Below are 23,431 nucleotides of genomic sequence, written 5' to 3' on the forward strand. Positions count from 1 at the left end.
TCAGCTAAGCGCGGTCTGTCTTCTTTGAAAGTACGTCGATAGACGTTTTTTTTACGTTTGCGGAACCACACTATATCAGTTATAAGGGTGATTACATGGGTGCAGCAACCCCCGTCGTTGAGTTAAAACAAATTACGAAGCGTTTCCCAGGCATTGTTGCCAACGACGCCATCAGCCTTCAGCTTCGTAAAGGCGAGATCCATGCGCTACTGGGCGAAAACGGCGCTGGTAAGTCAACGTTGATGAATATTGTATTTGGTCTCTATCAGCCAGATGAAGGTTCCATTGAAGTGAATGGCAAGCCTGTCATCATCGACAGCCCTAACCGAGCGATCGATCTTGGCATAGGCATGGTGCATCAGCATTTTAAACTTGTACAGCCGTTCACGGTAACAGAGAACATTATTTTGGGATCTGAACCAACGAAGGGTCTCAACATTAACTATAAAAAAGCAGCTGCTGAAGTTCAGCGTCTTTCCGAACAGTATGGACTTAAGGTGAATCCTCATGCCAAAATTCATGATATTTCTGTCGGAATGCAGCAACGTGTAGAGATTGTTAAAACGTTGTATCGCGGTGCAGACATTCTGATTTTTGACGAGCCTACAGCTGTATTGACTCCTCAAGAGATCAAAGAACTGATGATCATCATGAAGAAGCTTGTAGCTGAAGGAAAGTCCATTATTTTGATCACGCACAAACTGAAAGAGATTATGGAAATCTCCGATACGGTGACCATTATTCGTCGGGGTAAAGTAATTGATTCGGTTAAAACATCGGAAACAAATCCGAATGAGCTGGCAGAGAAAATGGTGGGGCGGAATGTCACATTCAAAGTGGACAAAAAACCGGCTACACCTGGAGCTAATGTGCTCGAAGTCAGTAAATTAACGGCCAAGAATAAAGAAGGTATTTCGGTTCTGAACCAACTTAACCTGAACGTACGTGCAGGAGAGATTGTCGGAATCGCAGGCGTGGATGGTAACGGTCAAAGTGAACTGATTGAAGCCCTTACCGGACTTCGTAAAGTCGAGAGTGGTTCGATTCTTTTGGAGGGCAAGGAGCTGTCCAATCATTCTCCGCGCCATATCTCGGAGTCGGGTGTAGCCCACATTCCGGAAGATCGACATAAACACGGACTTGTACTTGATTTTTCAGTGAGTGAAAATATCGTTCTGGAATCGTATTATAAAGCACCATACACCCGTAAAGGCTTCCTTAACTTCGATGCCATCAAACAGCAGGCGAAGCGGCTTGTTGAGGCATTTGACGTGCGTACACCAAGCATCGAGACCAAAGCTCGTTCCTTGTCCGGAGGAAACCAGCAAAAGGCCATTATCGCCCGTGAGGTAGATAAAAACCCTGAACTGCTTATCGCTGCACAGCCAACGCGTGGTTTGGACGTAGGGGCTATTGAGTTCGTGCAAAAGCAACTGATTGCACAGCGTGATCAAGGTAAGGCTGTTCTGCTGATTTCATTTGAGCTTGATGAGATTATCAATGTATCTGACCGAATTGCTGTCATTTATGAAGGCCAGATCGTTGGCGAGGTGCTGCCGGAAGAAACCAATGATAGGGAGCTCGGCTTGATGATGGCGGGCAGCACTCAAAAGAGAGGTACTGCGCATGAATAACGTATTGAAATGGTTTACGCGAGATTCATTTATTTTGCCTGTAGTAGCTATTATTATGGGTCTTATTCTCGGTGGAGTTGTCATGCTGATTGGTGGCTACAATCCAATTGAAGCCTATGGTGCATTGTTCACCAAGGTATTTGGCGACATGTACAACTTTGGTGAAGCAGTACGGGAAATGACACCACTAATTATGACTGGACTTGCATTTGCATTTGCATCACGTGCAGGGTTGTTTAACATCGGGGGAGAAGGTCAATTTCTCGTTGGTATGACCGCTGCAACATTTGTTGGTGTTAAATTTGCAGGTTTGCCGATCTACCTTCATGCGCCACTGGCTTTGATTGCCGGTGCATTGTTTGGTGGTCTGTGGGCCGCTATTGCTGGTTATCTGAAGGCGGCACGTGGGGTCAATGAAGTTATCAGTAGTATCATGTTGAACTGGATTGGTCTGTATCTGGCCAACCTTATCGTACGCCAATTCTTGCTGTTGAAGGGCGAGAATCGTTCCGTGGATATCAGCGAATCAGCGTCGATTAGTTTGACATGGCTCTCTGAACTGATGGGCAATTCCCGTGTACACATGGGGACGTTGATTGCCCTTGTGATGGCTGTGCTCTTTTATATCTATATGTGGAAAACAAAACAAGGTTATGAAATCCGCGCGGTAGGTTACAACCCTAATGCCGCTGAATATGCAGGTATGCATGTTAACCGGAATATCGTAAAAGCGATGTTTATCAGTGGTATGCTTGCCGGTCTTGGTGGTGCCTTCCAGGTTCTTGGTGTGTTCCATTACCAGACCGTAATGTCGGGTTCACCGGGTACAGGCTTTGACGGAATAGCGGTTGCACTAATTGGTTTGAATCATCCATTTGGAGTGTTATTGGGTGCAGTGCTGTTCGGTACCCTCACGTACGGATCTGCAGGTATGAGTTTTGCTGCGGATGTTCCGCCTGAGATTATTCGGATTGTGATCGGTTCGATTATCTTCTTCATTGCGGCACAAGGCATCGTGCGCTGGATACTTAAACCGTTCTATTCGAAGCGTAAGAAAGAGAAGGTGTTGTAGATGGACTTGTTGACAATTGGGCAAATTATCAATACGACGCTTGTCTTTGCTACGGCATTGATTTTTGCATCACTCGGCGGAATTTTTTCGGAAAAATCAGGTGTAACAAACCTTGGACTTGAAGGCTTTATGGTTTTTGGTGCCTTTGCAGCTGGAATCGGGGCGCATTATGCTCAAGAAGCGGGCATGGGTGGAACGACATCGGCCTGGATGGGCGTTTTGCTCGCGATTGTATTGGGCGTACTGGTATCGCTGATTCATGCCGTTGCGTCCATCACATTTAAGGCAGACCAGATTATCAGTGGTATCGTCATTAACTTTTTGGCAGCAGGAAGTACGTTGTACTTGGTTAAACTGTTGTTTGAAGGTTCTGGTGATTCACCGTTGGTTCAAGGCTTCAGCAAGTTTGATGTGCCATTCTTGAAAGACATTCCTTTGCTTGGAGAAGCCTTCTTCAAGAACGTATATCCAACGACATATCTGGCCATTCTGTTCGTATTCCTGACGTATTACATCATGTTCAAAACGCCATTTGGTCTGCGCCTTCGTTCTGTAGGTGAACATCCAAGTGCGGCTGATACGGTTGGTGTTAAAGTGCTTCGTTATCGCTATATTGGCGTTATGATCAGTGGTGCGCTTGCGGCCATTGGTGGAGCTGCGATTACGTTGACAACTACGGGGACATTCTCACACAATACGGTTTCCGGCCAAGGTTATATTGCCATTGCAGCTATGATCTTTGGTAAGTGGAATCCGATTGGTGCCTTTGGTGCGGCTGTCTTCTTTGGATTCTCACAAGCGATCCGAAACTATGTACAGTTGTTTGAGTGGTCACAAAGTATTCCCCAGGAAATTATTTTTATGTTGCCTTACCTGCTTACCATCATCGTTCTCGTTGCAGCGGTTGGACGTTCTTCGGCTCCGTCTGCACTCGGTGAAGCATATGATCCGGGTAAAAGGTAACAACCTTTCCCATATCAGGTTAGCTATTCAGAGTTTTGATAAAGGGTCCGCCTTGTGCGGGCCTTTTTTTGTTTTCTTAAACGCCCATCGACCTTTACATGCTTAACTTGGTTCTCGTGCAGATACCCATATTTTCAGGTAGGGACAAAGAAACAGGCGAATTCAGTGATGGACGAATACACTGTTTTGAACGATCCGAGGAGGAGGGGAAAGTATGAAACAACAAGTTACGCGTGATGAAGCGATGAAATTAATAGGCAAAAATATTGTTGCAATCAAAAAAGACGGCACTCGGGTTACGGGAAAGCTGTTGAAAGTATCGGGCAACAAACTGGTACTGAAGCGTCTGAATGGCAAAAAAGTACGTACAAAAGCGATTCTGCCACTGGTATTGTTTGATCTGCTCGCTATTGCCACACTGCCTTATGCTTATGGAGGTGGTCCCGGCTTCGGTCCCGGATATGGACCTGGACCAAAACCAGGCCCTGGATATGGTCCAGGCTACGGACAGGGATATGGACCTGGAGGACCTGGTGGCGGATATGGACCTGGTCCTGGATTCGGCCCTTATGGTCCAGGTCCACGCCCACCAGGATTTTTCTAGGACATTCTATAATGTTTTTTCCAATTCGTAGCAGCGGCTTATCATGATGTATCGAATCGCGCTGTATCCATTTTTTTGATAAAACTGAAGCCCTTTGGTATTGCCCTCATCCACCATTACTTTAGATCTTCGACAACCTCGGGATGCCGCAAAGCTCTCTGCTTTGAGCAACAAAGTTTGCCCGTAACGTTTGCGTTGTTCTTTCGGACTAACGGCCATCATATCGACATAGAGCAATTCCCCATGCATGAGAAAATGGATGAATGCCACAGCAGCTTTGTCTGGCTCCGGCGAGACAACAAAGGTCATGCCCCTGTTCATTCGCAGGGGTATTTCTTTGCGGATTTTATTAATTTCCTTTTCGCTCATATGGGATAAAGGAACAAGTTGAGTGTCAATCAGCTTCATGATGGCGCCATCATCCAGCTTGGATGTGCGTTGCCGAATCACCATGCGGAGCCTCCTTTCAGGACCAGTCGTGCTGCTCGTATATCCTATGCCCGAAGCAAGATAAAAGGTGACTGAATGAAGCGCTGGGATTAGGGCAACCTTATAGGTTGAAGAGGGAGGAAGGAAGGTTCTCTGAATTTTTATGCAAAACAGGTATTGACTTATCGGTTGGAGGAATCATATAATGTTCCTAACATTTAACGAGAATATTTCATCGGCTATGAAGAGGACGAAGTTTTAAGGGCTCTTTTGCTCAGAGAGTGGCTGGAATTGCTGAAACCACCACCATTATCCCTTATATACGAGCTCACCTCGGAGCTGTTTTCCTGAAAAGCACTGGATGTCACTCCTTTCGCGTATTAGGGAAAATCGTATGTCTGCGTTACAGACAACAGGTATGGGAAACGACTATGTTCGTTTGAGCTATTCGTTTTGTTGTACCTGGTAAGGTCCGTTATTGCGAAATTTCGGGCAAAGTTGGGTGGTACCACGGAAGCGATAACCTTTCGTCCCTCGCAAGCATGAACTTGTTTGCAGGGATGGAAGGTTTTTTTTGTAACTTTAAATGTCAGAATGGTGTAAATTTCGAGAGGAGGATGACTGATGGGAGCTCAAATTCCAGAAGTACGGTCAACAGATGAATTACGTGAAAAATGGATGAAGCCGGAGGTCATTAGCGGATCCGAAATTCTGCTGAGAAGTTTGTTACTTGAAGGTGTCGAGTGCGTATTTGGTTACCCGGGCGGCGCAGTGTTGTACATTTACGATGCGATGTATGGTTTCGAGGATTTCAAACACGTTCTCACTCGTCACGAACAAGGTGCAATACATGCAGCTGACGGATATGCACGTGCAAGCGGCAAAGTTGGTGTCTGCATCGCGACTTCCGGACCAGGAGCAACGAATCTGGTTACAGGTATTGCAACAGCGTATATGGATTCAGTACCACTCGTAGTCATTACGGGGAACGTTATTTCAAGCTTGATCGGTTCAGATGCTTTCCAGGAAGCGGATATTACGGGGATTACAATGCCAATCACCAAACACAGTTACCTGGTGAAAGATGTAAAAGATCTGTCCAGTGTAATTCATGAGGCATTCCATATTGCCAATACCGGTCGTAAAGGTCCTGTACTGATCGACATTCCAAAAGATGTATCAGCGAACAAAACATTGTTTGAACCAACAACTGAACCTGTTATATTGAGAGGGTACAATCCACGGACAGTACCAAACAAACTGCAGGTTGACCGTTTGGCCCAAGCCATTCAGGAAGCAGAACGCCCAATGATTCTGGCTGGTGGCGGTGTGGTATACTCGGGAGGACATGAAGAACTGTTCGAGTTTGTTGAGAAGACAGGCATTCCAATTACGACTACTCTCCTTGGTCTAGGCGCATTCCCAAGCGGTCATGAATTATGGACGGGTATGCCAGGTATGCACGGAACGTACACTTCCAATCAGGCTATTCAAAAAGCGGATTTGCTGATTAATATCGGCGCACGATTCGATGATCGGGTAACAGGCAAGCTGGATGGATTCGCTCCACATGCCAAAATCGTTCATATCGATATTGATCCGGCTGAGATTGGTAAAAACATTGCAACCGACATTCCAATCGTTGGTGATGTGAAGACGGTACTGGAAATAGCCAACAAAGAAGTTGGACGTGCAGAGCGTGCAGATGCATGGAGAGACCAGATCAAACAGTGGAAACAAGAGAAACCTTACAGCTACACGGATTCAGACGAAGTACTGAAACCCCAGTGGGTTGTTGAAATGCTGAATGATACAACCAAAGGTGAAGCGATTGTAACTACGGATGTAGGACAACATCAGATGTGGGCAGCACAGTATTATAAATTTAATCAACCGCGTTCATGGGTAACTTCGGGTGGTCTCGGAACGATGGGCTTTGGATTCCCTTCTGCCATAGGTGCTCAGATGGCCAATCCGGACAGACTCGTTATCTCCATTAACGGTGACGGCGGAATGCAGATGTGTTCCCAAGAACTCGCGATCTGTGCCATTAACAATATACCGGTAAAAATCGTAATCATTAACAATCAGGTACTCGGAATGGTTCGCCAATGGCAAGAGATCATCTATGAGAACCGTTACAGCCATATTGATCTGGCAGGAAGTCCAGATTTTGTGAAACTGGCTGAAGCTTATGGAGTAAAAGGATTGCGTGCAACCAACAAGGAAGAAGCCCAGCGTGCTTGGCAGGAAGCCTTGGATACACCAGGACCGGTCGTTGTTGAATTCGTAGTACGCAAGGAAGAAAATGTATATCCAATGGTTCCGCAAGGAGCGACAATTGATCAAATGCTGATGGGGGATGCTGACGAATGATAAGACATACGATCTCGATACTGGTAAACGATCAGCCTGGCGTCCTTCAGCGGGTATCAGGGTTGTTCGGTCGACGCGGATTTAACATTGAGAGTATTACAGTAGGTCAATCGGAAGAACCTGGACTCTCCCGAATGGTTATTGTCACCATTGGTGACGATAAAACGCTGGAGCAGATTGAAAAACAATTGTACAAAATCATCGATGTTATTAAAGTGGTTGATTTCAGCCTGAAACCGATGGTAGCCCGGGAACTTGCCCTGATCAAAGTGAAAGCAGAGCCTTCCGAGCGTCCTGAAATTCTGGGTGTGGTAGAAACATTCCGCGCATCCGTTGTAGATGTTGGTCCAGGCAGCCTGATTGTGCAAGTAGTCGGAGATACGGACAAAATTGATGCTATGATTGAATTGCTCAAGCCATATGGCATTCGCGAATTGTCCCGCACAGGCATAACTGCATTGGTACGCGGCAACGTATAAAGTTATAATGAATGAAGAGGGACGACGGTTAGCTAACATATACAGTTGATCTTATGTGAGTGTCAGTCCCTTAACAGTTGTAATTTAACATTTTAGTGATGTAACGCTTGAAAATATAGCTACATTCCCGCATTAATGGGCGGGTGTCTGAACGGATCGGATCAGACCAGAGATGTTTTTGACACTCCAAGCGAGGCGGTCCCTTGAGACACCCGCTCATTAATGAAGGGTTCTTTACAATACAAAGGAGGACTTATAAACATGCCAGTAACTACTTATTATGAACAGGATGCAGAGCTTAACGTATTGAAAGGAAAAACGATCGCGGTAATCGGTTATGGTAGCCAGGGCCACGCCCAAGCTCAAAACCTTCGTGATAGTGGATTGAACGTAGTCATCGGACTTCGTGAAGGTAAATCCTTCGACACTGCAAAAAATGACGGATTTGAAGTTCTGTCCCCGGCTGAAGCAACAAGCCGCGCAGATGTAGTTCAAATCTTGCTGCCAGACGAAACTCAAGCTTCTGTATACAAAAACGAAATCGAACCAAACCTGAAAGAAGGCGCTGCATTGCTCTTCTCACACGGTTTCAACGTTCATTTCGGTCAAATCGTTGCTCCAAAAAACAGCGATGTATTGCTGGTAGCTCCTAAGTCCCCTGGTCACATGGTACGTCGTACTTATGTGGAAGGTTTTGGTGTACCAGGCCTGATCGCGATTGAGCAAGATGCAACGGGTAAAGCTAAAGAAATCGGTTTGGCTTATGCTAAAGGTATCGGTTGTACACGCGCAGGGGTTATCGAAACTTCCTTCCGTGAAGAAACAGAAACAGATCTGTTCGGTGAGCAAGCTGTTCTGTGTGGTGGTGTGAGTGCATTGGTAAAAGCTGGATTTGAAACATTGACAGAAGCGGGTTACGCTCCTGAAATGGCATACTTCGAATGTCTGCACGAACTGAAACTGATCGTTGACATGATGTATGAAGGCGGACTTTCAAGCATGCGTGATTCCATCAGTAACACAGCTGAGTACGGTGACTATGTAACTGGACCTCGCGTGGTAACTGAAGATACGAAGAAAGCAATGAAGGAAGTACTGACGGATATCCAACAAGGTAAATTCGCACGCGACTTCATTCTGGAAAACCAATCCGGACGTGCATTCTTGACAGCAACTCGTCGTAACGAAGCTGAACACCCAATCGAAGTGGTTGGCGGACAATTGCGTGAGATGATGCACTGGATCAAGAAGTAAGCATTAACTTCTGGACATGCACTTTAAGGTATTAAAGTAAACTTAGAGCTTTAACTGGGAATAGCGGCCGTGCTTTATGCGTGAGCCGCTATTGCTGGTTCAGAGAAACATATAATAACAAGTACAGGAGGTGCGAAGCGTGCGTAAAATCTATGTATTTGACACAACGCTGCGTGATGGAGAGCAATCCCCGGGAGTCAATCTGAACACTCGTGAAAAGGTGGAAATTGCCCATCAGCTCGAGCGGCTGGGCATTGACCGGATGGAAGCGGGTTTCCCGGCGGCATCTCCAGGTGACCTGGCAGCTGTCAATGCAGTAGCAAATGCGGTCAAAAATGTGACTGTAATTGGCTTGTCCCGATCCAGAGAGCAAGACATTGATGCGGTTAAAGAAGCACTTAAAGGTGCACAGGACCCGTGCATTCACGTTTTCCTGGCAACTTCACCTATTCACCGCCAACATAAATTGCGCATGGACAAAGCGCAGGTACTGGATACAGCTCGTTCCGCAATTCGTTATGCAAAGAAAACATTCTCGAAGATTGAATTCTCACTTGAGGATGCAGGTCGTACCGAGTATGATTTCCTCGTGGAAATGGTGAATATGGCTGTGGAAGAAGGTGCAGCCGTCGTGAATATTCCGGATACGGTTGGTTACCTGAGCCCATATGAATACGGAAACATTTTCAAACATCTCAAGGAGAATGTACACGGCATTGAAAAGGTACAGCTGAGTGCCCACTGTCATAATGACCTGGGTATGGCGACGGCCAATACACTTGCAGCCATTCTCAACGGAGCCGATCAGATCGAAGGTACGATCAATGGTATTGGTGAACGTGCCGGGAACACGGCGATCGAGGAAATTGCTATGGCGCTGGAGACACGTCAGGAATTTTTCCAGGCGAAAACATCGCTGCAGTTGTCTGAGATTGCACGGACCAGTCGTTTGGTTAGCCGTTTGACAGGGATGGTTGTGCCTGGAAACAAAGCCATTGTTGGGGCGAATGCCTTCGCACATGAATCCGGGATTCACCAGGATGGCATGTTGAAGGAAAAAACAACGTATGAGATTATGACTCCAGAGTCCATCGGTCTGAAAGAAAGCAAGCTTGTACTTGGTAAACATTCTGGTCGTCATGCCTTCCGTGAGCGGTTGATTGATCTGGGATATGAGCTGGAAGAAGAAGCATTGAATCGGGCTTTCGCCCAGTTCAAAGATCTGGCTGATAAGAAAAAAGAAGTTACTGATGAAGATCTGCTTGCCGTAATTGAAGAGAAATTGCAGGATGCACCTGAGGTGTATAAACTGGAATCCATCTTCGTAACGTACGGAGATGAATCGGTACCAACGGCCAAAGTCCGCATTGCGACGCTTGACGGGGATACGATCGAGAAGCAAGCAGAGGGTAACGGATCGGTAGATGCAATCTACAACGCGATTGACCAGGTGAGTGGGGAAGACGTAACGTTGTCTGACTATTCCATCAAATCGGTAACGCATGGTAAGGATGCATTGGGTGAAGTACATGTTGTGTTGACTCAAAATCAGGTGTCGGTACAAGGACGTGGTGTAAGTACGGATATACTTGGTGCAAGTGCACGTGCTTATGTGGACGGTCTGAACCAATTGATTGAGAAACGCAAAACATATACGAACCGTGTAAACGTTAACCTGTAGGCTCCGATGAAAGAAGCACGCCCCCTTCCTTGAACTGAACTTTAAGCTGGGACGTATGTACGCTGCCAGGAAGATCTATCTTAATCTGAATTGATGTGGTAGATCTTTCGGCTTGCTTTGTTACGTTTAGTGAGGGATGTAAAGAGTCTGACTCTCCTGTGGAGGGTCAGACTCTTTTGCTTGTATTTAAGCATTTTGCATAAATCCTCTAAGCGTCTTCCAATCAGCAAGATATAGATCGAAATGATTCTGTTCGTCTATATCTTGTACCCGTGAGCGGTATAATTCGAATTATGCAAAATGCTGATTTATATAATTATGGCAGTGAAATACAGTTCTACGCTTACCTATTGCATTGGCTTACGCTATCAAGCTATTACCACGCGTATGCATTAGGTGCATGTCCACCTGGACCCGGGAAAATCTCATCCAGACGTTTGAGCACAGCTTCATCCAAAGTCACGTCCAGACATTTGAGTGCGGTCTCAAACTGCTCCAGCGTACGCGGTCCGATAATCGGGGCGGTCACTGCCGGATTGGCTGCAACCCATGCTAAAGCCACCGTATCCTGTGGTTCACCGAGATCACGACAGAGTGCGGCAAAGTCTTCAAGCTGAGTCTGCTGCTGCTCGATCCGTCCAGCGATGCCGCCACTGCGTGTTCCTTCCAGCTTCTGCAAAGCGTTACGTCCCAGTAATCCACCATCCAGTGGACTCCATGGAATGACGCCGAGGCCCAGCTCTTTGGCTGCGGGCAGTACTTCCAATTCAGGCAAACGACAGTTGAGACTATATTTATGTTGTTCGGAAACCAGGCCGAGGAAATGGCGATTCTTGGCTTCGCTTTGAGCGATTGCAATCTGCCATGCAGCAAAGTTACTCGATCCTACATAACCGATCTTACCTTGATGAACGGCATTCTCAAATGCGCCCCACAGTTCGTTCCACGATACGGCAGGGTCCACATGGTGCATCTGGTACAGCTCGATATGATCGGTCTGTAAGCGGCGGAGGGAACCCTCCAGATGCCGTCTGATTTTGTAGGCGGAGAGGCCAGCTTCGTTGTTGGGGCCATCTGTATCATCATGCATGGAGCCATAGACTTTGGTGGCCAGAACCACTTTCTCACGTCTGCCCCCACCCTGGTTGAACCAGCGTCCGATAATTTCTTCGGTAAGACCGGAATTCTCACCCCAGCCGTAGATGTTAGCGGTATCAAAAAAGTTCACGCCTGCATCAAGTGCTGCGTCCATAATGCGGAAAGCTTCTTTTTCATCTGTAGCAGGCCCGAAATTCATAGTACCGAGACAGATTCGGCTGACCTTGAGGCCTGATTTACCCAAATACGAATATTGCATGTTGCTTATCCCTCCTGCGTACCTGATTTGAATTCAGCTATATTTTACCCCACCGGGAGGTCAGGAACAACTTGGAAAGGCCAATCTCTATTAGCTTATAGGTAAAATCTATTAAAGTCATAGATTGTATATCTTGGTCAAATGACCTTGGAATATGATACAAAAGAGAGAGTTAATATGAGACGTTACTTTATGAATAATTAATGAATGAAATATAAGGAGTGGACAACCCAATGGCAGACGTGAAAAAAATTGCAGTTATTGCTGGTGATGGAATCGGCCCTGAAGTGGTAGCTGAGGCTGAGAAAGTGCTTAAACGTACGGAGGAAGTATTCGGTTATCGTTTTGAGACAGAGCATGCGCTGTTTGGCGGAATCGCGATTGATGAGAAGGGAACACCTCTTCCTGAAGAAACACTGAGCGTATGTAAAAGTGCAGATGCAGTCCTGCTTGGAGCGGTTGGCGGTCCAAAATGGGATAACAACAGCAAGGAGCTTCGCCCGGAAACAGGCCTGCTGGGTATTCGTAAAGCACTCGGATTATTCTCCAACCTGCGTCCGGCTGTCGTATTTGATTGCCTGAAGGATGCTTCAACTCTGAAGCCTGAAGTATTGGAAGGTACAGATCTGATGGTGGTACGTGAGTTGACAGGTGGTATCTACTTCGGAGAGAAGTTCAGACGTGAAAGTGCACAGGGCGAAGAGGCAGTAGATACTTGTGCATATAATGTAACGGAAGTGGAGCGGATCGTTCGTCAGGCGTTCGAAATTGCGCAAGGACGTCGCAAAAAGCTGGCTTCTGTAGACAAAGCCAACGTATTGGAAACTTCCCGTCTCTGGCGTGAAGTCGTGAACCGGGTAGCACCGGATTATCCGGATGTTGAACTGGAGCATGTACTGGTAGACAACTGCGCGATGCAATTGCTGCGTCGTCCGTCTAGCTTCGACGTCATCGTAACGGAAAACATGTTCGGAGATATCTTGAGTGATGAAGCAGCGATGTTGACAGGTTCCATCGGTATGCTCGCATCTGCATCACTGGGAGAGGGCAGCTTTGGACTCTATGAGCCGGTACACGGTTCTGCACCGGATATCGCAGGTCAAGGCCTCGCTAATCCGATTGCAACCATTCTCTCTTTGGCATTGATGTTCCGCACAACCTTTGGTTATGCAGAAGGTGCGGATGCTATTGAAGCAGCTGTGTCGGATGTATTGAACGCAGGACACCGCACAAGTGATATTGCTGTAGACAAGAGCACAGCGATCAGCACGACCGAAATGGGCGATTTGATCGTAGCGGCTATTCAGAAACAGGCGTAATTATATTATCAACTACAGGCAGCCCTTTGTTTCCAGTTATGGAATGTACAGAGGGCTGTTCCTTTATCATTTTTGCCACGAAAAATCCTTATTTATAATTATTATAAAAAAATAATGTTTATAATCTTGACTTTGGGAAGTCCGGATGATAACATTTTACTTGTACTTGTTATCAAGTATCAAATTATTTTAATTACAGGAAAAGCGTACGCGTTTTTCTTGATGATGAGCAATCCGCAAGGATGCTTACATAATCCCAAAGGAGGAATTTTTAGTTATGGCAGAACGTTTGGTTGGTAGACCAGCACCGGATTTCGCAATGGAAACAGTATCGGGAGACGGACAAGATTTCGGTTCCGTTAAACTGTCCGATTATCGTGGCAAATGGCTTGTATTCTTCTTTTATCCTTTGGACTTCACATTTGTGTGCCCAACTGAAATTACAGCTTTGAGCGTTGCTTCCGAGCAATTCAAAGCTTTGGATACTGAAATCCTTGGCGTGAGCATAGACTCCGTACACAGCCACAAAGCATGGATCAACACACCTGTAGACAGCAATGGTCTGGGTCAATTGAACTTCCCGCTGGCTTCTGACATCACGAAGCAAGTGGCTAAAGATTACGGCGTTCTGATCGAAGAAGAAGGCGTAGCATTGCGCGGCTTGTTCATCATCGATCCAGAAGGTGAATTGAAATATCAAGTGGTTAACCACAACGATGTAGGCCGTAGTGTTGAAGAAACACTTCGCGTACTGCAAGCACTGCAATCCGGCGGATTGTGTGCAATGAACTGGAAACCAGGCGACACTAACCTGTAAGCCAGGTTAACTTGAACGGTTTTTGTTCAAGCCCTCATCCCGTTAGGGATTGAGGGCTTTTTGCACCCTTTTGCCAAAAGTTATTACGAAGTTAATCAAAAGTGTTTGAACAAGCAGCTAAGCGTGTTAATAATATATTAGAAGAAAGTCTTCTTTTTATCTGTTGAAAGAGGAATTGATGGCCTTCAAGGCGAATAGGGTATGGAAACCCGGTAAATATTCCGGTGCTCTGCATTTATAATCTGTACATGAATGTGATACACTGATGGAACTATTCCTTTTCGGAAGTGCTGGAAGTGTACGGGATGGCATTTTAACAAAAAAGTCCCGGCACGTAATAAGGAGGGTGAACAAAAATGAGTTACTGTTGTGGGGCAAGTATGGTTGGAACGAAGGGCACGCTGAAGCATTACCGCACCCAGGTTCATAATGTTCCCCTGCTGTTTTGCCCGGTGTGTCACCGGGTCGAGGTGCATTATAAAGTGGAAAACGAATACGAAATTCTGGCTGAATATGCGCATGGAGACGGTGCATCCGAAATCGACTTTCAAGATTATGTGACAGAAGATGAAGATGCGATTTTCGAAAACTGTGTAAACCGTGAGAGCGAGGATGCCATGGTCATTGTGCAGCGCCAGATTGATATGGCTCTGGATTTGCTCAGGCTCGCCAAAGAAACCAAAGACGAGAAGTGGGAAAGCGAACTTAAACGTCGATTAGCTGTGATGAGTCAGCGCAGACTGAAAATTCAGCATAATAAGACCGGACTATAGATGAACTCGGATATATCACCAATTAAAGATATTAAAAACGAAGCTGATTTGCCTATTGGGTGAAACGGCTTCGTTTTTGTGCTGTATTCTGGAACTAATTCGAGGTTTTTTTTAAAATAATTTCCATTCGACACTTTCTCCGATTGACTCTCTTCTATAAACTTGTCTATGATAAAAACAGACTTGCAAAAGAGGCGGAGCAAAAAATGTTCGTGTTTGGGAATAGGAGAAGGTCAGAATGGGACAAACGTATATGATTTTCCGGATCGACTGTTGGTTACCGGGAATAGACCAGCTTGAGTTCCGGCCATGCCATCCATATTTTCGGCTCAGCCCCCCAACGAAAGGGCACCGGTAATGAAAAATAAAATCGGCCCTTCCTGTTTCTGTGATGATATGATGTCCGAATGGCAAGTTTATCATTTACGTGAAAAGGAGGAACCTGACATGATTAGTGAATTTCAGGATACAGTGCCTCAACCAACGGATGGATTCCCGCCTGTGCATCTGGATAACAACAAGTACGAGAATGTACTGGAACATCTGGATAGCGGTATTATGTTGTTTGACAGTCACGGTGTATTGACGTTTATTAACGTTCAGATGGCAAAGTTGTTGGAACTTCCAAGAAGTCTGTTGAGCGGCTGCACCCTGATGCAAATGCTGCATCATCCACAGATGAGCCGATTCAAGAAAAAGAAAATTTTACGAATCTATCGGGAAACCATTTTTCACCGTAAGCGCTATCATGAATTGATTGATGAATACGGAAGGCATTGGCTGGTTACTGTGACGTATGGTGATCAGATGGATGGCGACTTCTTGTTCAGCGTCAAAGATGTATCTGATTATAAACAAATTGAACAGACCGCTTATCAAAATGACAAACTTGCGATGCTGGGGCGAATTTCAGCATCTATTGCTCATGAAATTCGTAATCCGTTGACTGCAATCCGTGGGTTCATCCAACTGCTCAGGCCCCATTTGCTGCAGCTCGGCAAAGACGAGTACGCTCGAATCATACTGACGGAGATTGATCGGGCGAATGACATCATCTACGAATTTTTGAATTCTTCCAAACCGTCAGCTCCACAGAAGACCGTGATATCCGTCGACTCTTTGCTCAAAGAGGTGGTCTTGCTGACCGAAAGCGAAGGTTTGATGAAGGGATGCGAGATCGTACTGGATGAAGGGGATGCCCCGTTGAATGTGTCCATTGATGTCAAACAGATTAAGCAGGTTATTTTGAATATGGTGAAAAACGCAATGGATGCCATTGAGGAAGTTGGCGAAGAACATACGGGTCTAATTCGAATATCTACCGCCACGGAAAACAAGTTCGTGCAGATCTCCATCGCGGATAACGGTCATGGGATGGACCATAACACGCTTGTACGTCTGTTTGATCCATTCTTCACGACCAAGGAGAGCGGAACGGGGCTTGGACTCTCGGTTAGTTACCGAATCATCAAGAACCATGGAGGCACCATCTCTGTGGATAGCAAAAAGGGCGAAGGCACGCGGTTTATGATTATGTTACCCTTGGTATACTGAGAAAAGCGGGGAGTTAAGGAGTTGGTCATTTGCCAACTCCTTTGTTTTATGTTGCCAATAACGGTTATAGTTAGTAATGAATGCGAATACATAAGCCCCATAACGGAAGGATGAGATGCAGATGGAAATCCAAGGAATGGAACGAATGAATCAACAATTGATGGATCACGTGGGACAAGTGATTGTGGGAAAAGAGCATACCATAGAACTGGTGATGACAGCGATCATAGCGTCAGGACATGTGCTGCTGGAGGATGTACCGGGTACCGGGAAAACGATGCTTGCCAAATCGGTAGCCTCTTCATTGGACTGCACATTCCAACGGATACAGTTCACACCGGACTTGCTGCCCTCGGACTTAACAGGGATTCATTTTTTTAATCAAAAAGAAGGGGATTTTGAGTTCCGACCCGGCCCCTTGTTTGCCAATCTTGTACTAGCCGATGAGATTAACCGGGCTACACCGCGTACACAATCAAGCTTGCTGGAGTGCATGGAAGAGCGCCAGATCAGTATCGACGGTTCAACGAGACAGCTGGAACGGCCATTCATCGTTATCGCCACCCAAAATCCTGTAGATAACCAGGGAACTTTTCCGCTACCTGAAGCGCAGATGGATCGTTTTATGATGAAAATTCGCATGGGTTATCCAAGCAGTGAAGAGAGTGTAGAAATTTTGAGACGTACGGTAGCCAGTCGTTCTGTTGATGATCTCTCGGCAGTGATCAGTCGTGAAGAACTTTTGAAGGCGCAGGATACGTATAAAACAGTGCAAATCAACGAAGATTTGTTACGATATATCATTCAGTTAACCGAAGCGACAAGGCAACATCCCGAGCTCTCGCTTGGCGTAAGTCCACGAGGGGCTCAGGCATTACTTAAGGCAAGTCAGGCATGGGCTGCACTGCATGGCAGAGACTTTGTTTTGCCTGATGATATTAAAGTTCTGGCGGAACCTGTGCTGGCCCACCGACTGGTATTTCGTAATCGGATCAGACAACAAGAGGGCTTGGCGGAGCGTATCATCCAGGAACTTCTGAATCAGACAGAAGTGCCTACGGAGAATCTCGCTACAAGCGGGCGTTAATCTTATGGCATTATTATGGCTTGTCCTTGTTGGAGGCATTGTCGTTGTTATACATGGTGTGTGGTTTGGACGACCTGCACTGCGAAAACTCAAGTACAGCAGACAATTCAGCAAGCTGCGTTGTTACGCTGGAGATGAACTTGAGATGGTGGAGACGATATCGAATGAGAAACGAGTCTCCGTACCGTGGCTCAGACTTGAATCGATGATGCCAGTGTCGTTTGTATTTCGTTCCGGCTCAGGAATGGATATTAGTCAAGGAGAAATCTATCAGAACCATAAGAGTATTTTTACGTTAAAACCGTTTACTCGTATTACGCGCAAGCATCCTTTTACATGTACTCAGCGTGGGATTTATCCATTAAATACAGCAACGATGACAGGTGGGGATCTCTTTGGTGTGTGGCGTTCCACCAAACCGATTCCTTTGCAAATGTCGATGATCGTGTATCCTTCATTAGTGAATGCAGAGGATCTTCCTGCAATTTATCAAGTATGGCAGGGAGAAGTGGAAGTATCACGATGGATCGTTGAAGATCCTTTCTTGATCCTGGGTGTTCGGCCTTATGGTGCAGGCGACCCCATGAATCGTATTCACTGGAAAGCGAGTGCACGTACAGGTGAATTACAAGTCTACAAACAGGGATGGACGGCTGATCCGCAATCCTGGATTGTAGTGAACATTCAAGAATCAGCAGATATGTGGAGTGTTGTTACTCGACCGGAAAAGATTGAACGTGCACTCCGTTACGCTGCCACGGCTGCAGTGGATGCCATCGGTAGAGGGTTGCCGGCAGGCTTCGCCCATAATGGTTATCATGTGGGTGGAGGCCGCGATACACTTCGGATTGAGCCGGATTATGGCACGCCCCATCTGGAACGGTTACTGGAAGCTATGGCTGAGACAGAGTTGAAATGCATGGTGCCCATGGAGCAATTCCTGAATGATGAAGTACGTCTGAATGAAGAAGCGCAGCAAATCCGCAGCTATCTGCTGATTACATCCTATGTATCTGCCGCTATGGAGCACGAGATTGCACGTCTGCACGAACAAGGACATCGTGTAACGATTCTCCCGGTAGAGGACGTGAAGGGTAATACAAAGGCGGTGAGTGCATGAGGAGAAGACAGGAAGCGACGACCAAAGGACTCATAGCGATGCTTGCCGTCTTGATGGCGGGCATATACCTTTTTCCGATATTTACGATCGCTTCATTCTACGCAATGGAACATTTGCCGTTCACATTATTCATCCTGGTTGTTTTTGTAGGCTGGTTGGGACAGTTCATTCAGCATAAAATTCCAGGTTTTAGCGAGAAGAGTACATTCATTCGTGGAGTAACGGCACTCGTCATAGGATTTCTCTTCGCACTCGTTGTTGGGATGAGCCTCATTCTCCCGTTGCCGGATATCATCACATTGGTACTGTGTGGAGTCATCTCGGCTTATGCAGGTCTGACCTTCCAGCCAGTCTTTCATTCTGTGTTGTTATGGCGCTTGCAGATTATGGGTGTAATCAGTGCGATCGTGCTTATGATTGCTTCGAACTCGCTGGAATTCATGCAGCCGATACGAACCTATACCCTATGGATCTATATTGCGGGAGTGATCAGCTTTGCCTTTTGGTTGGTGGGACGGTATATGCTGCAACTGGATCAGGCAATACTCAATGACGGCAAGAGAAGATTGGTATTGAGAGATTTTGCACGTGCGAATCATCAGCGGTTCATGTGGATGTTTATTGTTATCGTTGCAATCGGTGCTTTCCCCAGCCTGGCTGCCTGGCTGGGGCCGCTACGTGACCGCTTGCTTGCATGGATCAGGGGATGGTTTGGTCCGATTTCCGGCGAGGAGCCTCGATTACCAATAGACAACCCCAATCAGCCGTTAAATTTACCGAATGACTGGAGAGAGCCGCCATCCGAGCCCTCAATCTTTTGGAACATCCTCGGTTGGGTAGTGATGTGTGCTGTAGCAGGAGCAATCCTGTGGCTGCTTCTGAGGTTGGGACAAAAAACGATAAACAGACTTATGGACCGATTCAAGGGGATGTTACAACCAGGTGAAAAGAAGGCAGAACCACGGACGGAGTATATCGATGTCAGTGAGACGCTTGATGCGCCAGCAAAAGTCCGAAAGAATTGGTTTCGGAAAAAAGAAGCGCCACCTGCGCAGGATGCTGAACGTGTTCGCTATTATTATCGGACTTGGATTGAAAGAGCCGCTCATCGAGGCGTGGAAATACAGGGGACGCACACTCCACTGGAGGCTGCACAGACCATTATTCAGAATGGTGTGAAGGTAGAAGAGGATGAGCTGTCTGCGAGACTGCCAGATACGTATAATGCCGTTCGTTATGGTGAGAAAGCTCCCGATCGTTCCGATATGGTTGAGATTGACCGAATCTGGAGATCTTATCGAAGTAAATAAGTCCGGAATCCCTTTACTTTTCTTGTCACGTTCAAGTATCATGAGAGGAATACACAAGTTGGTCAGAAAAGGAGCAGACATTAATGAAGACAAATCATTGCAAAATTGTAGATTGTACGATCCGTGATGGCGGATTGGTGAATAATTGGGACTTTAGCGTGGACTTTGTTCAACAGCTATATGCTGGATTGAATGAAGCTGGCGTTGATTATATGGAAATTGGATATAAAAACTCTCCGAAGTTGCTTAAAGGCGCCGAGGAAGCAGGACCATGGCGTTTCCTGAACGATGATTTCCTGCGTAAAGTTATTCCTCAAAAAGGAAATACCAAACTGTCTGCTCTGGTTGACGTAGGTCGTGTGGACGAAAATGATATCTTGCCTCGCAGCGAGAGCATGCTGGATCTGATCCGGGTTGCCTGCTACAGCAAAGATGTGGACAAGGCACTTGCACTGGTTCAAACATTCCACGATCGTGGATATGAAACTACACTTAATATTATGGCACTCTCCAATGTTATGGAGAATGAATTGCTGGAAGCATTTGAATTGATCAAAGAAAGCGCTGTGGATGTTGTTTACATTGTAGACTCCTACGGTAGCTTGGACCATAATGATGTGAAATATCTGGTAGAGAAGTTCAAGACTCACTTGCCTAACAAACGTCTTGGTGTTCACACACATAATAATATGCAACTTGCGTTTTCTAACACATTGGTTGCGGCGGAACTTGGCGTTGAGCTGCTTGATGCTTCTGTGTATGGTATGGGCCGTGCGGCAGGTAACTGTCCAACCGAATTGCTCGTAGCTCATCTGAAAGGAACAAAATACAATCTGCGTCCAGTACTTGGTGTATTGGAACAGTTGATGGTTCCACTGAGAGAAAAAGAAGAATGGGGTTACATTCTGCCTTACATGATTACAGGTGCGTTGGACGAGCATCCACGTTCAGCGATGGCGATTCGCTCATCGGAAGACAAGGATAAGGTTGTTGATTTCTATGATAAATTAACAACACCAGAAGTGAATTTTGATAAGTAATATAGTCTGAAATACAGTTGCAAAATAGGAAAACATGGACTCTAACGGGAGATCCATGTTTTTTTAGTTCTTAATGCCTTGTTTTTCTCTATATTTATGAATAAATATTCCTAGGAGTGACTATTTTTTAGTTCACGTATACAAAATTAAATGTTATTATGTACCAGATAGCATGTGTATGCATGTGAATTGAACGTTGGTTAATATGTTTTTTTGTCGAATCGTGTAGTAAGCTGTTAAGTTTGGTTAATGTAATTCAGGATAGGTGATCCCGGGAAGGAAAACACGGCATGAAGGTTAATCTGCAAGATCAGAGAAAAATAAGTTGGGTCGCTGTATGCGGCTTATTGTGTTTCCTCGCAAGTCAATGGTTTCGTTCTTCTTCAAGCTCTGATCTGACCATATCGGGTTACCCGGTTTTGACACTCTTGGGTGGATTTGCTGCGGCAGCAGCTTGTATCGGCATCTATAATCAAAGCTGGTTGTTTCGGACACAGAAGCTAACTCTTCGGAGAACATTATTGACAACACTCTTTTTATTGATTGGTCTGTTTGAACTGGTTCATATCGTTTCATTTGCAGAAGAGATTCCAAATGGAGCCATGATGGAATCGGAGTTCTCCTTAATGATGTCAACCATGGGATCTTTGGTATGTTCCGTAGGTTTACTGCTCGTGTATACCTTAAATGAGAAAGAAATTGCATTACCACGCAAATTCTTACTGTTCAGTGGGACATTGGGTACCTTTGTTATTTTGTACATACTGGCTATTCAGGAATGGAGTATGTTGCCTAGTATGCTTGATGGGGATGTGCTTGGTGGAATCTTCACCCGCGTTCATTTTATGGTTGGATTGCTCTATGGCATGATTGCAGTTCTTTTGTTTGTACAATGGAAAAAAACCAAAGATGGTGATCTACCAACCATTCTGTGTGGCATTCTGTGTTTCTTTTTTGGTGAATGTTATTTTGTTTCAGCAACTGGGGTGAACGACCTCAATTTGCTGTTAGGATTGCTGAGTAATTGTATGGCATATTTTTTCATTCAAAAAGGGCTGTATACGTCCGTAGTGGACACACCTTTCCTGCAACAGCAGGTCGCGGAAGCCAAGATGAACTATATTGCTCATCATGATGATGTAACGGGACTTCCAAACCGTCGTCGCCTTTCACAGCGGTTGAAAAAGATGATGGATGATGCCGTGGTGCAGGAACAGCTTGTTGGTGTACTGGTCCTGAATATTAATCGGTTCAAGACCATTAATGATTCGCTCGGACAGCAAGCAGCTAACCGGGTTTTGCGTCAGGTAGGTCAACGACTGAAACATTCGTCACTTCCAGGAGAAGAAGTCTTTGGATTGGGAAGAGATGAGTTTGCATTAATGATGACAGATTTCAGTTCAACCGATACAGCGTTGCGTCGGACAAGATCCATTTTGCAACTTTTTGAGAAACCCGTCTTGGTTGATGGCAATGAGTATCATCTTACACTTGGGATCGGGATGGCCATTTTCCCACATGATGGTGAGTCACCATTGGAGATTATTCAGAATGCCGATACGGCTCTGCACAGTGCAAAGGAACAAGGAATGGAACTGAATCGGTTTGCCCATGCGATGCAGATGAAGGCACAGGAGCGTTTGCAGCTTGAGAATGATCTGCGCAAGGCGTTGGATCGAGGTCAGTTCTACCTGGTCTACCAGCCGCAGGTTAATCTGCAAAGTGGGCTAATCGTTGGCATGGAAGCATTGGTGCGTTGGCAGCATCCGCAGCGAGGCTCGGTATCTCCGGCGGAATTTATTCCTCTGGCAGAAGAGAGTGGGCTCATTGTGCCACTTGGTGAATGGGTGCTTCGTGAAGCGTGTGCACAGAACAAACAGTGGCAGGAAGCAGGTTATCGTAAACTGTGTGTTTCGGTAAATCTGTCGATGAGACAATTCAGACACTCCCATTTGTTGGACAATATCAATGGCATTCTCAAAGAGACAGGACTAGAGCCTGTATGGCTTGAACTGGAGATTACAGAGAGCATGACATTTGATAAAGATCGGTCATTCGAACAATTGCGCAAAATCAAAGAAATTGGTGTGCATATCAGTATTGATGATTTTGGAACGGGATACAGCTCGTTGCACTATCTGAAGGATCTGCCGATTGATCGACTCAAGATTGACCGTTCATTTGTCAATGAAGTCATGGAGGACAGCAATAACGCTGCGATCGTATCTACCATCACTTCAATGGCGCATCATTTACAACTGAAAGTGACAGCTGAGGGTGTGGAGAACGAAGATCAGATGGTCTTTCTTCGCAATCAACACTGTCACGAGGCTCAGGGTTATTTCTTCAGCAAACCGATTAAAGCCGCTGAATTTGAAAAGCAGTTTTTGAGAGATGTGGATAAGCCTACAGGATAGGAAACAGCGGGGGTGCGAGGGTACTCCTGCTTTTTTAAGATGGGTACGTAATGAAAAAAATGGGAAATATGACTTGCATGCTATAGAGGATCATGGTATATTATTAATTGTAAAATCACTGTTAAATTCCTAAGGAACTTAACAA

At 45.8% G+C, this 23,431-nt stretch carries 19 protein-coding genes; 17 read left to right on the top strand and 2 right to left on the bottom strand.

Annotation, left to right across the window (positions count from 1 at the left end; translation table 11 throughout):
• Positions 1-95 precede the first annotated feature (95 nt).
• The 4 genes from V6669_RS08660 to V6669_RS08675 all read left to right on the top strand — a co-directional run bounded on the left by V6669_RS08660 (position 96) and on the right by V6669_RS08675 (position 4,273).
• On the top strand, positions 96-1,634 hold the full coding sequence (locus V6669_RS08660) for an ABC transporter ATP-binding protein (RefSeq protein WP_036610171.1): 1,539 nt from the start codon (positions 96-98) through the stop codon (positions 1,632-1,634).
• On the top strand, positions 1,627-2,706 hold the full coding sequence (locus V6669_RS08665) for an ABC transporter permease (protein WP_074094292.1): 1,080 nt from the start codon (positions 1,627-1,629) through the stop codon (positions 2,704-2,706). The genes V6669_RS08660 and V6669_RS08665 overlap by 8 nt, the downstream gene beginning before the upstream one ends.
• Positions 2,707-3,669 carry an ABC transporter permease gene (locus V6669_RS08670; RefSeq protein WP_062833426.1) on the top strand — a complete coding sequence of 321 codons (963 nt, stop codon included), beginning with the start codon at positions 2,707-2,709 and terminating at the stop codon, positions 3,667-3,669. It begins immediately after the preceding gene.
• 214 nt (positions 3,670-3,883) lie between these two features.
• The gene (locus tag V6669_RS08675) at positions 3,884-4,273 is read left to right on the top strand and encodes a hypothetical protein (RefSeq protein WP_249911280.1); all 390 of its coding nucleotides are present in this window, start codon (positions 3,884-3,886) and stop codon (positions 4,271-4,273) included.
• A 6-nt stretch (positions 4,274-4,279) separates the two neighbouring features.
• Here V6669_RS08675 and V6669_RS08680 read toward each other — a convergent pair whose 3' ends face one another.
• Positions 4,280-4,726 (bottom strand): GNAT family N-acetyltransferase, encoded by a 447-nt coding sequence (locus V6669_RS08680; RefSeq protein WP_091014845.1) that lies wholly within the window; start codon positions 4,724-4,726, stop codon positions 4,280-4,282.
• Positions 4,727-5,326: 600 nt separating this feature from the next.
• On the opposite strand from V6669_RS08680, the gene ilvB reads away from it, so the two are divergent.
• From ilvB to V6669_RS08700, 4 genes are all read left to right on the top strand, one after another.
• The gene (ilvB, locus tag V6669_RS08685) at positions 5,327-7,078 is read left to right on the top strand and encodes a biosynthetic-type acetolactate synthase large subunit (RefSeq protein ID WP_091032851.1); all 1,752 of its coding nucleotides are present in this window, start codon (positions 5,327-5,329) and stop codon (positions 7,076-7,078) included.
• Entirely contained in the window at positions 7,075-7,557 is a 483-nt protein-coding gene (ilvN, locus tag V6669_RS08690; RefSeq protein WP_024628317.1) for an acetolactate synthase small subunit, read from the top strand. The genes ilvB and ilvN overlap by 4 nt, the downstream gene beginning before the upstream one ends.
• 261 nt (positions 7,558-7,818) lie before the next feature.
• On the top strand, positions 7,819-8,811 hold the full coding sequence (gene ilvC, locus V6669_RS08695; protein WP_036669754.1) for a ketol-acid reductoisomerase: 993 nt from the start codon (positions 7,819-7,821) through the stop codon (positions 8,809-8,811).
• 139 nt (positions 8,812-8,950) lie between these two features.
• A complete protein-coding gene (locus V6669_RS08700) occupies positions 8,951-10,492 on the top strand; it encodes a 2-isopropylmalate synthase (RefSeq protein WP_036610154.1) in 1,542 nt (513 codons plus the stop codon).
• Positions 10,493-10,868: 376 nt separating this feature from the next.
• On the opposite strand, the gene V6669_RS08705 is transcribed toward V6669_RS08700, so the two are convergent.
• A complete protein-coding gene (locus V6669_RS08705; protein ID WP_221822893.1) occupies positions 10,869-11,849 on the bottom strand; it encodes an aldo/keto reductase in 981 nt (326 codons plus the stop codon).
• Positions 11,850-12,082: 233 nt separating this feature from the next.
• On the opposite strand from V6669_RS08705, the gene leuB reads away from it, so the two are divergent.
• The 9 genes from leuB (at position 12,083) to V6669_RS08750 (ending at position 23,286) form a co-directional block, all read left to right on the top strand.
• Complete coding sequence (gene leuB, locus V6669_RS08710) at positions 12,083-13,168, top strand: 3-isopropylmalate dehydrogenase (RefSeq protein ID WP_017689651.1); 1,086 nt, start codon at positions 12,083-12,085, stop codon at positions 13,166-13,168.
• Between the two features lie 277 nt (positions 13,169-13,445).
• Complete coding sequence (locus tag V6669_RS08715) at positions 13,446-13,985, top strand: peroxiredoxin (RefSeq protein WP_338592899.1); 540 nt, start codon at positions 13,446-13,448, stop codon at positions 13,983-13,985.
• Positions 13,986-14,341: 356 nt separating this feature from the next.
• Positions 14,342-14,758 carry a hypothetical protein gene (locus V6669_RS08720; RefSeq protein ID WP_017689649.1) on the top strand — a complete coding sequence of 139 codons (417 nt, stop codon included), beginning with the start codon at positions 14,342-14,344 and terminating at the stop codon, positions 14,756-14,758.
• A 447-nt stretch (positions 14,759-15,205) separates the two neighbouring features.
• Positions 15,206-16,312 (top strand): ATP-binding protein, encoded by a 1,107-nt coding sequence (locus V6669_RS08725; protein ID WP_338592902.1) that lies wholly within the window; start codon positions 15,206-15,208, stop codon positions 16,310-16,312.
• 121 nt (positions 16,313-16,433) lie between these two features.
• Complete coding sequence (locus tag V6669_RS08730; protein ID WP_338592904.1) at positions 16,434-17,399, top strand: MoxR family ATPase; 966 nt, start codon at positions 16,434-16,436, stop codon at positions 17,397-17,399.
• A gap of 4 nt (positions 17,400-17,403) precedes the next feature.
• Positions 17,404-18,519: a DUF58 domain-containing protein gene (locus tag V6669_RS08735; protein WP_047842250.1), complete on the top strand. Its 1,116-nt coding sequence runs from the start codon at positions 17,404-17,406 to the stop codon at positions 18,517-18,519.
• Positions 18,516-19,829 (top strand): DUF4129 domain-containing protein, encoded by a 1,314-nt coding sequence (locus V6669_RS08740; RefSeq protein WP_338592909.1) that lies wholly within the window; start codon positions 18,516-18,518, stop codon positions 19,827-19,829. Before V6669_RS08735 ends, V6669_RS08740 begins: the two co-directional genes overlap by 4 nt.
• Positions 19,830-19,912: 83 nt before the next feature.
• Complete coding sequence (locus V6669_RS08745; protein WP_047842252.1) at positions 19,913-20,869, top strand: aldolase catalytic domain-containing protein; 957 nt, start codon at positions 19,913-19,915, stop codon at positions 20,867-20,869.
• Positions 20,870-21,159: 290 nt separating this feature from the next.
• Entirely contained in the window at positions 21,160-23,286 is a 2,127-nt protein-coding gene (locus V6669_RS08750) for an EAL domain-containing protein (protein ID WP_338592911.1), read from the top strand.
• Positions 23,287-23,431: the final 145 nt, after the last annotated feature.

The organism is Paenibacillus sp. Y5S-9 (genome assembly GCF_036894235.1).
Lineage (GTDB): Bacteria > Bacillota > Bacilli > Paenibacillales > Paenibacillaceae > Paenibacillus.

What these genes read in the sequence shown, in the direction of transcription:
- V6669_RS08740 (WP_338592909.1), top strand. Translation starts at nt 18,516, where the DNA reads ATGAGGAGAAGACAGGAAGCGACGACCAAAGGACTCATAGCGATGCTT.
- V6669_RS08745 (WP_047842252.1), top strand. Translation starts at nt 19,913, where the DNA reads ATGAAGACAAATCATTGCAAAATTGTAGATTGTACGATCCGTGATGGC.
- V6669_RS08670 (WP_062833426.1), top strand. Translation starts at nt 2,707, where the DNA reads ATGGACTTGTTGACAATTGGGCAAATTATCAATACGACGCTTGTCTTT.
- V6669_RS08715 (WP_338592899.1), top strand. Translation starts at nt 13,446, where the DNA reads ATGGCAGAACGTTTGGTTGGTAGACCAGCACCGGATTTCGCAATGGAA.
- V6669_RS08720 (WP_017689649.1), top strand. Translation starts at nt 14,342, where the DNA reads ATGAGTTACTGTTGTGGGGCAAGTATGGTTGGAACGAAGGGCACGCTG.
- leuB (WP_017689651.1), top strand. Translation starts at nt 12,083, where the DNA reads ATGGCAGACGTGAAAAAAATTGCAGTTATTGCTGGTGATGGAATCGGC.
- V6669_RS08730 (WP_338592904.1), top strand. Translation starts at nt 16,434, where the DNA reads ATGGAAATCCAAGGAATGGAACGAATGAATCAACAATTGATGGATCAC.
- V6669_RS08725 (WP_338592902.1), top strand. Translation starts at nt 15,206, where the DNA reads ATGATTAGTGAATTTCAGGATACAGTGCCTCAACCAACGGATGGATTC.
- V6669_RS08750 (WP_338592911.1), top strand. Translation starts at nt 21,160, where the DNA reads ATGAAGGTTAATCTGCAAGATCAGAGAAAAATAAGTTGGGTCGCTGTA.
- ilvB (WP_091032851.1), top strand. Translation starts at nt 5,327, where the DNA reads ATGGGAGCTCAAATTCCAGAAGTACGGTCAACAGATGAATTACGTGAA.
- V6669_RS08680 (WP_091014845.1), bottom strand. Translation starts at nt 4,726, where the DNA reads ATGGTGATTCGGCAACGCACATCCAAGCTGGATGATGGCGCCATCATG.
- V6669_RS08705 (WP_221822893.1), bottom strand. Translation starts at nt 11,849, where the DNA reads ATGCAATATTCGTATTTGGGTAAATCAGGCCTCAAGGTCAGCCGAATC.
- ilvC (WP_036669754.1), top strand. Translation starts at nt 7,819, where the DNA reads ATGCCAGTAACTACTTATTATGAACAGGATGCAGAGCTTAACGTATTG.
- V6669_RS08665 (WP_074094292.1), top strand. Translation starts at nt 1,627, where the DNA reads ATGAATAACGTATTGAAATGGTTTACGCGAGATTCATTTATTTTGCCT.
- V6669_RS08675 (WP_249911280.1), top strand. Translation starts at nt 3,884, where the DNA reads ATGAAACAACAAGTTACGCGTGATGAAGCGATGAAATTAATAGGCAAA.
- V6669_RS08660 (WP_036610171.1), top strand. Translation starts at nt 96, where the DNA reads ATGGGTGCAGCAACCCCCGTCGTTGAGTTAAAACAAATTACGAAGCGT.
- ilvN (WP_024628317.1), top strand. Translation starts at nt 7,075, where the DNA reads ATGATAAGACATACGATCTCGATACTGGTAAACGATCAGCCTGGCGTC.
- V6669_RS08735 (WP_047842250.1), top strand. Translation starts at nt 17,404, where the DNA reads ATGGCATTATTATGGCTTGTCCTTGTTGGAGGCATTGTCGTTGTTATA.